General features: G+C 40.2%; 12 protein-coding genes and 1 riboswitch. Of the genes, 4 read left to right on the forward strand and 8 right to left on the reverse strand.

Going from position 1 to position 12,895, the window contains the following annotated elements:
• Window positions 1-25: 25 nt before the first annotated feature.
• Window positions 26-3,205 carry a type 2 lanthipeptide synthetase LanM family protein gene (locus QFZ72_RS22960; protein ID WP_307438111.1) on the forward strand — a complete coding sequence of 1,060 codons (3,180 nt, stop codon included), beginning with the start codon at window positions 26-28 and terminating at the stop codon, window positions 3,203-3,205.
• A 914-nt stretch (window positions 3,206-4,119) separates the two neighbouring features.
• On the opposite strand, the gene QFZ72_RS22965 is transcribed toward QFZ72_RS22960, so the two are convergent.
• The 8 genes from QFZ72_RS22965 to QFZ72_RS23000 all read right to left on the reverse strand — a co-directional run bounded on the left by QFZ72_RS22965 (window position 4,120) and on the right by QFZ72_RS23000 (window position 10,806).
• Entirely contained in the window at window positions 4,120-4,494 is a 375-nt protein-coding gene (locus QFZ72_RS22965) for a DUF948 domain-containing protein (RefSeq protein WP_307438113.1), read from the reverse strand.
• A gap of 80 nt (window positions 4,495-4,574) precedes the next feature.
• Window positions 4,575-5,789, reverse strand: coding sequence for a threonine synthase (locus QFZ72_RS22970; RefSeq protein WP_307438117.1), 1,215 nt, complete (start codon window positions 5,787-5,789; stop codon window positions 4,575-4,577).
• Between the two features lie 112 nt (window positions 5,790-5,901).
• Window positions 5,902-6,201, reverse strand: coding sequence for a hypothetical protein (locus tag QFZ72_RS22975; RefSeq protein ID WP_307438118.1), 300 nt, complete (start codon window positions 6,199-6,201; stop codon window positions 5,902-5,904).
• A gap of 199 nt (window positions 6,202-6,400) precedes the next feature.
• Window positions 6,401-6,850 carry a YfmQ family protein gene (locus QFZ72_RS22980; protein WP_307438120.1) on the reverse strand — a complete coding sequence of 150 codons (450 nt, stop codon included), beginning with the start codon at window positions 6,848-6,850 and terminating at the stop codon, window positions 6,401-6,403.
• Between the two features lie 86 nt (window positions 6,851-6,936).
• Window positions 6,937-7,131: a hypothetical protein gene (locus tag QFZ72_RS22985; protein ID WP_307438122.1), complete on the reverse strand. Its 195-nt coding sequence runs from the start codon at window positions 7,129-7,131 to the stop codon at window positions 6,937-6,939.
• 207 nt (window positions 7,132-7,338) lie between these two features.
• Window positions 7,339-8,523 carry a cystathionine beta-lyase gene (gene metC / locus QFZ72_RS22990; RefSeq protein WP_307438124.1) on the reverse strand — a complete coding sequence of 395 codons (1,185 nt, stop codon included), beginning with the start codon at window positions 8,521-8,523 and terminating at the stop codon, window positions 7,339-7,341.
• On the reverse strand, window positions 8,510-9,634 hold the full coding sequence (locus tag QFZ72_RS22995; RefSeq protein WP_307438125.1) for a methionine biosynthesis PLP-dependent protein: 1,125 nt from the start codon (window positions 9,632-9,634) through the stop codon (window positions 8,510-8,512). The genes metC and QFZ72_RS22995 overlap by 14 nt, the downstream gene beginning before the upstream one ends.
• A gap of 84 nt (window positions 9,635-9,718) precedes the next feature.
• Window positions 9,719-9,848, reverse strand: a riboswitch (SAM riboswitch).
• Window positions 9,849-9,918: 70 nt separating this feature from the next.
• Window positions 9,919-10,806, reverse strand: a complete 888-nt coding sequence (locus tag QFZ72_RS23000; protein ID WP_307438128.1) for a DMT family transporter — start codon at window positions 10,804-10,806, stop codon at window positions 9,919-9,921.
• A 316-nt stretch (window positions 10,807-11,122) separates the two neighbouring features.
• On the opposite strand from QFZ72_RS23000, the gene QFZ72_RS23005 reads away from it, so the two are divergent.
• The 3 genes from QFZ72_RS23005 (at window position 11,123) to QFZ72_RS23015 (ending at window position 12,871) form a co-directional block, all read left to right on the forward strand.
• The gene (locus QFZ72_RS23005; protein WP_307438129.1) at window positions 11,123-11,845 is read left to right on the forward strand and encodes an alpha/beta hydrolase; all 723 of its coding nucleotides are present in this window, start codon (window positions 11,123-11,125) and stop codon (window positions 11,843-11,845) included.
• Window positions 11,846-11,917: 72 nt separating this feature from the next.
• Window positions 11,918-12,439, forward strand: a complete 522-nt coding sequence (locus QFZ72_RS23010; protein ID WP_307438131.1) for a YjcG family protein — start codon at window positions 11,918-11,920, stop codon at window positions 12,437-12,439.
• A complete protein-coding gene (locus QFZ72_RS23015; RefSeq protein ID WP_307438132.1) occupies window positions 12,440-12,871 on the forward strand; it encodes a GNAT family N-acetyltransferase in 432 nt (143 codons plus the stop codon).
• The last annotated feature ends 24 nt before the right edge of the window (window positions 12,872-12,895 follow it).

Raw genomic sequence — 12,895 nt, forward strand, 5'->3', positions numbered from 1 at the left:
CATATTCTAAAAGGAGCGATAAAACTTGAAGCTTAGTTGGAATAATGCCTTATACATGGATGAAATTAGACTTACTAAAGACTATTTGAACAAAGAGATAGTCCCATCTAGAATGAATTATTGGAAGAAGCTGATGGGAGGAAACGAACAGCATTTTCAGGAATGCATTGGTTTTGTAATGAGCAGGACCAAAAAAGAAGTACTCCAGTTAACTTCCCCGTCCGAACCCAATGCTGCCGGACACCAATACATTGATTGGGCAGATCAATTCATTTCTTTACATAACGAAACACCTTTACATTTAAAAATTTACCAACAAGCAATCAGCACCATCGACATCCCTTATCATCCCTTTATCGAACCATACATAAAATTAGGATGGAATAAGCTTCTCCATCATTTAGATACCTTATCTATTAAACTTCCTAATGAAAACGTTATTAATGAGGTACTTACGGATTTGGTAAAGAAGATTAATCAATTGAGCTATAGAATGTTAATACTAGAGTTGAATATTGCAAGGGAATCCGGGCAGTTGTATGGGGAAACATCTGAGGAGCGCTTTGACTATTTTGTCCAAACCATATTGAATTCCGAGGAGTATCGTAATACCCTTGCAAATGAATATCCAGTTTTAATACGCTCGATTGTGCAGACAATTGAAAACTGGACGGTATATATAACGGACATCTTTGAAAGAGTTGAAACAGATAAACAGCTTTTACAGTCTATGTTTCATGATGGCAAGGAAATTGGGCAGCTGGTAAAACTAAATTTAAATGCCGGAGATGCCCACAATAAAGGTCAGGGAGTTGCAATACTTGAATTTGAAAACGCTGTGACAATCGTCTATAAACCAAGGTCACTGCAAGTAGATCTCAAGTATATGAATGTGCTGAATTGGATTAATCATATTCAATCAGAAAAAGAACCCCTTTATGTCACGAAGATAATCGATAGGAAAACCTACGGATATTCTGAATTCATTCAATATAAACCCTGCAGCAGCAATGGTGAACTCACGACTTTTTTTACACAAGTTGGAAACCAGCTTGCTCTTCTCTATATCCTTAACTCAGTCGATTTTCATTTTGAGAATATCATTGCTCATGGACCAAACCCCGTTCTTATTGACCTGGAATCCATTTTACACCAGACATATCCACGTACAGATGAAACAAAAACTGCATTTAACAATGCAATAAACCTTCTGGAAAGGTCTGTTCTCTCTACCGGGATGCTTCCTTCAAATATCTATTACAGGGAAAATCCTAATAAAAAAGGGGTTAATGTTGGGGGGCTAAGTCAAGCTAGTGAGCAAACCACCCCATTCAAGGTGAATCAGATTGCAGAGCGTAATACAGATTCAATGAGGATCATAAAGGATTATACAGTCTTGAAAGCAGAAAAAAATAGGCCCACCCTAAATGGCGAAAACATAGAGATAACTCAGTATTTAGATGAAATCATTAAAGGCTTCAAACAGGTATATTCAATAATACTTAATAATAAAGAATCCTTTAAGAAGGAGCTCCAAGCATTTAAGGGTGTGCATGTTCGTTCAATCTTAAGAGCAACCTCTCGCTATAGTGCGCTTCTTCGAAGCAGCTTTCATCCTGATTTATTACGATACGGTTTAGACCGTGAGTTTTTATTGCATCGTCTATGGGTGGATACTGATCTGCAGCCACAATTGAAAAAGCTTGTTGATTCCGAAGTAAAGGATTTGTTGGGTGGGGATATTCCTTATTTTATGACTAATCCAGAATCCAGGCACCTATGGGATTCCAGGGGAACATGCAACCTCAATTTCTTTGAAAGGTCTTCCTATGACATCGTTGTTCAAAAACTTAATGATTTGTGCGAGGAAGACTGTGCTCAGCAAATAAAGACGATACATATGTCGATGTTAGCCAATAATGCACAGCATGAAGCCGATGTCATTCCCATAAACACAGATACAAATAATTCGCAAAACCTAGTAAAATGCGAAGATTTTCTTAAAATGTCAGAAGAAATCGGTGAATACCTTCAGGGAAGTTCCATTAAAGGAATAAATGACGGGGAAGAAGATATTTGTTGGATCAGCACGGTATTAGAAGGAAACAGTGAGATTATTTGGGATGTGTCCCCTATAGGCGAAGACCTCTATAACGGTCTTTCAGGTATATCCCTTTATTTCGGATACCTAGGAGAACTGACAGGCAGACAGGATTTTAAAGAAACTGCCAAAAAAGCACTTGTGCCTCTTAGGAAATCAATGAAGAGTTTCAGGGATAATCCTGCTTGGAGTGTCGGTGCTTTTAGTGGAACTAGTGGATATTTGTATACAGCTAGTCACTTGGCGTCCCTTTGGAATGATAACTCACTAAAACAAGAGATCCTCTCCTGTATCCCTGCATTTACTGATATGATTAAGGAAGATAAAATCTATGATTTCATAGGCGGTGCAGCAGGTGCGTTAAAAATAATGTTAGGCCTTTACTATAATACGAAGGAACCCCTCTTTCTAAACGCAGCTATTAGATGCGGTGACCACCTTATCAGCCATTCATATCCGATTAAGGAAGGGTTGGGATGGAAAGCACCTTGGGAAGATATGCCACTTACAGGATTTTCACATGGGGCAGCTGGAATAGTCGCCGTGCTCAGTGAACTTTATCTTATTACCCGTAATGGCAATCTAAAGGAAGCAATACATCGAGGTCTTTTATTCGAACGTCAATACTATTCTGCTGAGCATGAGAACTGGCTGACACCGAATCGTGATAAAGTGACTGTCGCTTGGTGTCATGGAGCACCGGGAATCCTACTAAGCAGACTAATGCTGAAAAAAGCAAAATATGAGGATGAATTCTTAGATCATGAGATTGAAATAGCACTTAAGACGACTATTCGCCTTGGATTTGGAAATAACCGATCATTATGCCACGGCGATTTTGGACAAATTGAGATTCTAAAAATTGCAGCAGACATATTAAATAGGAAGGAACTCGATTTCCTTTCCCAATCTGTTGCAAGCCAAGTATTTAGGGACATAGAATATCGCGGTTGGAAAAATGGAGTATCCAGAGGAACAGAAACCATAGGATTAATGGTCGGATTAGCTGGCTACGGAATGGGGTTATTGAAACAGGCTCATCCTAAAAGTGTCCCATCGATTTTAACTTTGGAAGAACCGATCTACTCATATGTCAAGAATTAACAAAAAATCAATAAGACAAAACCTTCAATTATATGGAGGTTTTTTTCTTTATAAGTTATCATATTAATCATTTTTATTTATTTCATCTTTTTAATAGCAATTTAAATCAAAACCTTTTTTATCAAATGTATAGATATAATTCAGGAGTTACTTTCTTGGTCAGTATCAGGGTTTCTATAGTGTCTTTACAGATGTTTTCCAACGATGGGAAAGGTTTTAAATGACTTCAGTTGGTATTTTTGCCTTGTTAACATCTGTATCAACCAGCATCACTTGATTATTAAATAGAAATAGGGACCTAATAAACATTTAGGTCCTCTGGGAGTGTAGCCTGTTTGAATCAAACTAAAAAGTCTCACTTCTTCAATATCTAAATTTATAAAGCGTAAGTATAGATGCTTTTGTCTCCCTTAATGAACGAACCCTTTTAATACTAAACGAATTGTTTGTTCGGTTGTAAAGGTTTTCATCGTTTCTTCCTTCAGATAAAGATGGTTAATTGGCATGAAAATCTCCATATTATTCTTTAAATCTTTTGATGGTTGCTGACAATTCTCTCACCTTGTTCTAACCCTTAACTAACTTCTTGTTGGTTATCTACCTTCAATCCTAGTTGTATCTTTCTTTTTTCTAATCTTCTATTTTTAATGATATAAACATAGGATTTATCTGCCTTTTTACTTTTTGGGTTCACTTCACTCCCAAGGGGTTTTGGTTATTATCGTTTATTAACCTTTTTATCTCTATGCTAAATCGGCTCTGAAAAAATGCCAATTGTTTTATGGAATCTATTTATTTCAAATATCTAACTCATTTCCGCAATAAAGAAAAAAGTGTAACATTTTAAACACTTCCCCTAAAATTAAACCATAAGTAAATAATTCAGACTTTTAATATACCAAAAGGGATTTTCTTTATTTCAGCTTAATTTTCACTTCACGGGTAGGTTCCGGATTATTTTTCACCGGCGGAAGTCCATATCCATACCCAGTTGCCGCCTGTTTTACCGTATTCGTTACACTGTGGATGACCTCGCCCATATCCTGAGCAGATTCAAGCAAAGGTTCGACTGATTTCATTTTGCTTTTCACATCGACTGTAATTTGATTGGCAGAGTGAATCAGATCCTCAGCCTCACCAGACAAATCATGAACAGCCTTTCTTACCTCAACTAGCGTCTCATTAGTCTCTTCGAGTGTAATCATTCCCCTTCTGAGCGTTTGAATCAAGTACCCGACAAGACAAATAAACGCTAAAGCAGCTCCGACAGCACTTAGCTCAATTAACATATAGCACCTCCACGGCCGATTATGTACAAGACATGCTGTACATTGGTAAATTATATGTTTCGGCCATGGCTAGTAGAAGCTTATAGTTTCAGCATTTCACCTTTTCGGAGCAGAGGTGCTTCTTCATGAACAGTTTCCGGATATTTGATTCCCTGCCCTGTATTCAGACAGACCACTGTCTCATCTTCTTTAATCCAGTTTCTTTCTCTTAAAAGACGTGCCGCCGCAAAAGTCGCCGCCCCCTCCGGACAAATAAAACAGCCTTCTAATTCAGCAACATGTGACTGCTCCGCATGAATCTCTTTTTCAGTAACAGCAATGGCACAGCCATTCGTATCATAAATTCCCTGAAGAACCAGAAAATCACCTATCGCTTTAGGAACATTAATGCCAAATGCATCCGTCTGTGAGTTTTCCCAGAACTCTGATTCCGTTTTGCCTTCATCAAAAGCTTTCACAATGGGTGCGCAGCCCTCAGCCTGAACAGCAACAAGACGGGGAAGCTTGTCCTTGCTGATCCAGCCAAGCTCCTGCAATTCAAGAAGTGCTTTGTAGATTCCGATTATGCCCACACCCCCGCCAGTCGGGTACAGGATAACATCAGGCACACTCCAGTTCAGCTGTTCCGCGATTTCATACCCCATCGTCTTTTTCCCTTCAATGCGGTATGGCTCTTTTAGAGTAGAAGCATCGTAAAAACCCTCATCACTTACAAGCTGCGCTACAACTTTTCCGGCATCACTGATCAATCCATCTATTAAATGCAAGTTCGCACCGGATATTGCTGTTTCTTTTCTAGTAATAAGAGGCGCATCAAGCGGCATGAAAATAAACGGCTCAATTCCCGCTCTTGCTGCATAGAGTGACCACGCTGCACCCGCATTCCCGTTTGTCGGCATCGCAAAAGTTTTCACACCGAGTTCTTTCGCTTTCGAAATACCGACAGCAGCTCCTCTCGCTTTAAAAGAACCGGTTGGAATGAGACCTTCATCTTTCATAAGAAGATGTTGAATCCCTAGTTCGCTTCCGATTCTATCCATCTTAAGCAGCGGTGTCATGCCCTCTCCCATCGAAACAATATTGTCCGGATTTTCTACCGGAAGCAGCTCATGATATTTCCAAAGACTGTTCTCTCGATGACTTACCTCTTCTTTCGTCAAAACAGATTTAATTTGATCCAAATGATAGTTTACCAGCAAAGGCGATCCGCACACGCAAAGCTGCTGAATCGTTTCTGCTGAATACTCCGCCCCGCATTTCGGGCAGCTTAAATGTGATAGATAACTATAGTTCATGAACAAATCCCTCCAAATAGAAAAGACCCCTAACAAGTGGATGTTAAGGGCCTTCGGTTTTCCGATCAGCATATGTATAGAAAGATAGCTTATTTTTTTAAAATAGTCAAACTTAACGACTGCTATCCCGGTTATGTCTTCGTCTGAAAATCCGATTGATCATTTTATAATTTAAAACATTAAACCACAACAATGCATCCATAAAAAAACTGCCGGTCTCAACATCATCATTCCTCATTTTTTCCTCAATGAACCACCCAACAAAGTAGCTCCCTACAAACCAGATCAAGAAAATCTGCAGGAATTCACCGAAGGTCCCATCAAAAGGAATCGCAATAAACTTAAAAATGGCAAGCACTCCTGTAATCAAAACAAAAAAAGACGCACCCAAAAGAAAAAAGAGTCTAAACAAAAAACCTAAACACCCCACTGCATCTCACACCTTTCTCAAAAATAATAGCATGATTCTCCGAAGCCAGAGAATGTATTTTCTGTTTTTATGGCTGAAGGTTTGGATGCAGTTTTGGGAGGCAGGCGGGTACCTGTATTTTAGGCATGAATGCTTGAGGGGAGTTATTTAAACTCTTTTTGGCAGAAGGATTGTCCAGTTGTTAAACGATTTCCTCTGTTACTGAATTAGAACGTTTTTGGAGGCTATCAGAAAGAAGACTGTAGGCGGCTATTTTCTTTTTGTACTGTTTTACTACATAAACGTGATCTTTGTAACTGTATACAAATAACCTAACATCCTTTTTTCCTCTTTTAGTCTCAATGACTATTGGAGTCCCGCAGTTCTCTGGATGTAAAAATAATTTCTCGCTCCCTGGAAATATATAATATTTTTTAAAAAATGCAGCTTCGTTAAAATAATTAATAACCTGAATTTTGTCTTCACCTTCCAATAAATTCCCATTAATGGTTAGTGTAGAATTTGAGTCACTAAGTTTTGAATGAATCTCAAATTTGCTGATAAGCCATTCAGCACCAAATGTTGGTATACAGGTCATTACTATTTTAACAGCACTCATTAGAATTAACGAAAGCAAAACTGCCCAAGTCATATTTTTCATCTCCTTACTTTAAAAACTGTGCTTTTATAAAACCTGGAACATAAAATTACACCATTAGGTTATTGAAATGATTTAAATTAGATAAACCATGATACATATACTCCTACTGCAATAAGAGAAATTAAAATAACAATAACGTAAATCCAAGTTAGATTGGCCGTATTTCGTTTTACTGCGTTCCTGTAATCTTTATCGCCTTTTCCGGCTATTAATAAAGTGGAAATAAGTGAAACCATTCCAATAATTATCACTAAACCTATTGCAAGCTCCATGGTTTGCACCTCATTATCTGCTCAGGGTAACTTCTCAGCTTATCTGCATTACTTATAAACTCTACCGTATTATACAATTAAGAACAGATGTAATAACCGTCCAATTTGGAGGAATTTTGACCATCCATTTCGTAGTTGTCTTGCGAAAGTTTCCAAATCTACACGAAAAAAAAAACGACTCCCCACAAAGGAATCGTCCTAAACTAATCAAGCTCTCAACTTATTATTAGCATGTGCAGGCAGCTTCGCCAAGGCCTGCTCAAAATCTTTGATCAAGTCGTCTGCATCCTCAAGGCCTACGCTCATGCGCAATAAACCGTCCGAGATCCCGCGGCGCTCCCGCTCTTCTTTTGGCATAGCGGCGTGAGACATTCTGGCCGGATAGGAAAGAATAGATTCTACTGCGCCGAGGCTTACAGCGAATACAGGGAGCTCGACATTTTTAACAAGGGTGCGGACAGCGTCTTCATCGGCTAATGTGAATGATAGCACGGCACCTGGTCCGTCCGCCTGGTAACGCTGAATTGAATGGCCGGGATGGAACGTTAATCCTGGATAATAAACGTGACGGACAGCTTTATGCTTGGACAAGTACTCTGCCAGCTTCCGCGCAGATGCTGATGATTGTTGAAGTCTGACGTTCAGTGTTTTAATTCCGCGGAGCACAAGCCAGCTGTCCTGCACGCCAAGGACCGCACCGAACGCATTTTGCAGTTTTCCAACCTGTGCAGCAAGTTCTGCGTCTTTTACAGCCGCGAGTCCTGCAAGGACATCACTGTGTCCGGCCAAAAACTTGGTTGCGCTGTGAAGCACGATATCGACTCCCAGCTCGAGCGGGCGCTGCAGAACAGGTGTTAAAAACGTATTGTCTAAAAATGTTAAACAGTTATTTGCTTTTGCAAGTTTCGTAATGCCCTGGATATCGGTAATTTTCAAAAGCGGATTTGACGGTGTCTCAACATAGATTACTTTTGTATTTGGCTTGATGTGTGACGCCACTTCATGCAAATCGGTCATGTCGACAAAGCTGTATTCAATGCCGAATCTGCTCAATACATCTGTGATGATCCGGTACGTTCCGCCGTATACGTCTTCAGTAATTAAAACGTGGTCTCCTTTAGAAAGGAGCAAGAAACAGGTTGAAATGGCCGCCATTCCAGAAGCAAAGGCAAATCCTTTTGTGCCTCCTTCTAGTTCGGCAATCGTTTCTTCTAATGCCTCGCGTGTCGGGTTCCCCGATCTGCTGTAATCAAATTTTCCGTAGTCATCAAAATCAAATTGGTGAAAAGTAGAGGAATGATGGATCGGCACGCTTACCGCTCCATTTTCTTTTTGCACCTTTTGACGATTGTGAAGAAGCTTCGTCTCGAATTTCCAATCATCGTTGCTCAACTTTCTCCGCCTCCTTCATCAGTTCAAATGCCTGTGTTAAGTCCAGTTCCAAATCTCCTGCGTATTCAATTCCGACAGAAAAGCGCAATAGCCTGTTGCACACGCCATTTGCCGCGCGAATCTCTTCAGGAATATCCATATGAGTCTGCGTCGCTGGGTATGTGATAAAGCTTTCCACTCCGCCTAGGCTTTCTGCAAATGTGATCGTCTTTAAGGCTTTCAGAAATGGGTTCACCCATTCTTCCTTCTCCAGCCTGAACGAAAGCATTCCGCCTTTGCCAGGATAAAGCACGTCTGTCACTTCTGTTTGATTTTCAAGAAATGCTGCAAGCTGGCCGGCATTTTTCTCATGCTGGTTCATTCGCAGGGCAAGGGTTTTCATACCGCGGATCAAGAGCCAGGAATCAAAAGGAGAAAGCACCCCCCCGATTGCGTTGTGATGTTGTGCAAGCTCTTCACAAAGCTCTGTTCCCTTAGCAACAACCAAACCGGCAAGCACATCATTGTGTCCGCCCAAATATTTGGTGGCACTATGTATAACGATGTCCGCTCCATCTAAAATCGGCGTTTGCAGGATCGGCGTGTAGAACGTGTTGTCGACAATCAGCAGCAAATGGTTTTCGCGGGTAATTTTTGCAATCTTGCTGACCTCTGTTTCCTGCATCAAAGGATTTGTCGGGGTTTCCAGAAAAATGGCCTTTGTGCGTTCATTGATCAGCTGCTGCGTACAGTCTTCGTCTTTAAAATCAGCGTAATGAAAAACAAGTCCGTATTTTCTCCATTCCCGTTCGAATAAACGGTAGGTTCCCCCGTACAAATCTGAGGATACAATGAGCTCGTCTCCGCTTTTAAACAATGCCATCAATGTCTGAATCGCAGCCATTCCTGAACTGAAGGCATATCCCTGATCTCCATGCTCAAGCTCTGCAATGGCTTTTTCAAGGATCGTCCGAGTAGGATTTCCAGTGCGGATGTAGTCAAATCCAGTTGATTCCCCAATTCCATTGTGCCTGTATGCTGTAGAAAAATAGACGGGCGGATTCACTGTTCCCGTTACGTTTTCACTTCGATTTCCAATTTGAGCTAAGATTGTTTCAATGCGTTCTGACATTTCCAACACCGTCCCATAGTTTTTTCAAAATAAAAAACGTCTCCCTCATTTAAGAAGAAGACGTTGATATCGAATGATTGCTTCTCCTTATCTCCCAAGCTTATTACCTGCGCTTGCTGGATTTAGCACCTTGGTTCGAACAGGAACATTCTCTGTTCTTTTCCGGTTGCTGAGATTTCACAGGGCCAGAACCCTCCATCTCTCTGGATAAGAATAAATAGTATGAACTTTTTGAATTGTTTTTATAACCTTATCTCATTATCAAATAATTTGCAAGGGATTTTTTATGAATATTTACGATTTACAATCATTACACCGGCAATAATCAACAAACCGCCTGCCCCGCTCATTAATAAAAAAGGTTCATTCAGCAAGATGACTGCCGCAATAACAGTTGCAAGCGGTTCAAAGTAAAGAAAGGATGACACTTTAGTTGCCTCCATGACCTCCAGGGCTTTTCCCCAAAACCAGTAAGCGACTGCCGAGACAAAGATTCCGAGAAACAGCAAATGAGTCCAGTTTTCCTGAGTCAGTACACTCATCTGAACCCAGCCGTTATTTCTTATAAAGAATGGAATTGTCATCATAAAACCAAAAAAGCTTGTATAAAAAGTAATGGTTAATGCAGGATAAGGGATTTTTAATTTTTTTATAAGAATGGAATAAACCGCCCAATTTAATGTACTTAAGATCATCAGTGCGTATCCCGCATTTGCATGAAAGGTGAATGACCCGCCTTGTCCATAAGATGTAATCAAGAGAACGCCAAGTACAGCAATTGTCATGCCCGCTGCTTTAAAAAGCGTAAACGTTTCTTTCAAAAATAGAGATGCCAGAACAGCTGTGAATATCGGGGAAAAAGAGATGATCCATCCTGCTTGCGATGCCTGAATGGACTGCAGTGCTGCAGCCTGAATGACTTGATGGACAAAGATGCCGAGTACGGCAAGTATAAAAACCTCAGGGAGATAATACTTTTTTATTTTTAAAGGCTGACGAAGGAGGAAAAGAAGGAGGAATAAAAAGAGAGATGCTATACCAAAACGCAAAACAAGCAATGTTAAAGGTTCCAGCTGAACTAAAACAGCTTTTGTTGATACAAAGGAAATTCCCCAGAAAGTAATTGAGACAGCTGCATAGATACCTGCTGTGACATGAATTGATTTCCTCATTTTCAGGCATTCCCTCCCTTTATCAGGCTTGTCTTCATATAAGGAATATGTATTGAATAAAGGAATTATGATGGGTTTATATCTGTCAAAAAGTGTTCGAATGAACTGTATTTTTTTTACATATCTCCATGGTATATTTATCCTATAAGTGAAAGGTGGCGATACGGGCGGATGAGGCTCGGCGATTCATGTCAGACGTATCAGCAAAAATCAATCGTGCATGAAGCAAGAATTTTGTCACAATTCATGCTAAAATGAATGGAAGCGTTTTTAATAATGGATGTGACAGCGTCCAACATCTTTGGAGGTATTTGTGATGACAGCGAAAGCAGGAATTGTAAAAGAGACGCTGCTTTATTCAAAAGAATTAGAAGAAGAAGTAACGCTCCTGATTTATTTGCCGAAGAATTATTCGCCTCTATATAAGTACAGCCTGATCATTGCACAGGACGGTCAGGATTACTTCAGACTCGGGCGCATCCCAAGGCAGACAGAGGAGCTCTTAAGTGAAAAAGAAATCGAAAATGTGATTATTGTAGGCATTCCGTATCGTGATGTGCATGACCGCCGTGATAAATATCATCCGGAAGGGCCGAAGCAAAAAGCCTATATTCGTTTTTTGGCTCATGAAGTTGTTCCCTATCTGGACAAGGAGTTTCCAACCTATCAAATGGGAGCCGGGCGAGCTCTAATCGGAGATTCGCTGGCTGGAACTGTATCCTTTATGACCGCTCTCACTTATCCGAATACGTTTGGAAAAGTAATGATGCAATCACCTTATTCAGATGAAGCTGTTCTGCAAATGGTGAAGGATTTTTCTTCCCCAGCTTTATTATCTGTCTATCATCAAATTGGCACGAAAGAAACAGAAGTCAAAACGACTGACGGCGCAGTGCAGGACTTCATTACCCCAAACAGGGAACTGCACGAGGCCATTTCCGCTAAAGGAATTCCATCCGTCTATGAAGAATTTGAAGGCGACCACAAATGGACGTTCTGGCAGCCGTCTTTGAAAAAGATTTTAAAAACAATGTTCTAATTGTCTCATATGCTTCAAACCTTAATTTTTGATATACTATGAATACATATTTATATATGGGAGGGAACACTTATGAAGTACGGTATTGTCATTTTTCCATCAAAAAAACTTCAGGATTCAGCTAACTCTTACCGCAAGCGCTATGACCCAAACTATGCTTTGATTCCGCCTCATTTGACGCTTAAGCAGCCATTTGAATCGACAGATGAGCAGGTAAGGGACATTTCAAGAGAGCTGCGTCAGATTGCACAAAGAATGCAGCCGCTCTCACTCTCAATCAAAAAATTCAGTTCCTTTTCTCCAGTAAACAACGTCATTTATCTTAAAGTTGAACCGACAGAAGAAATCTTGAATCTGTATGATGCGCTGCATGGCGAATATTTTTCAAATATTGAGCCTGAATATGCTTTTGTTCCTCATATTACAATTGGTCAAAATCTGTCTGATGATGAGCATTCAGATGTGCTTGGCCGCCTGAAAATGACAGATTTTCAGCATGAAGAAACGGTTGACCGCTTCCATCTCCTCTATCAGCTGGAAAATGGATCATGGACGGTTTATGAGACATTTCTTCTTGGAAAGGAAGGTCTGTAAGTGATCGCAAGAATTGTAAAGTCAGATGAAGAATTGCAGGACGCCTATGATGTCCGAACAAAAGTATTTGTAGAAGAACAGCATGTGCCTGAAGAAGAAGAAATCGATCAGTTTGAAAGAGAAGCTTCTCACGTTGTTTTATATGACGGCGACATGCCAGTTGGTGCAGGACGTTTTCGCATCCTGAACGGAATCGGCAAAATTGAACGAATTTGCGTGCTTCCTGATTACCGTTCTAAAGGCGCAGGCAAAATCATCATGGAAAAACTTGAAGAGATTGCTGCTTCAAAAGAAATGCAGACGCTAAAGCTGAATGCACAAACACATGCAGAGCCTTTCTATGAGAAGCTTGGCTATAACACCATTTCAAAAGAAACATTTTTAGATGCAGGCATTCCGCATGTTACGATGGTAAAAGAAATAAAAGCTTAAAAAGCAGCTCTCAGCTGCTTTTTT

The sequence above is a fragment of the Bacillus sp. V2I10 genome (assembly GCF_030817055.1).
In the GTDB taxonomy this organism is placed as follows: domain Bacteria; phylum Bacillota; class Bacilli; order Bacillales; family Bacillaceae; genus Bacillus_P.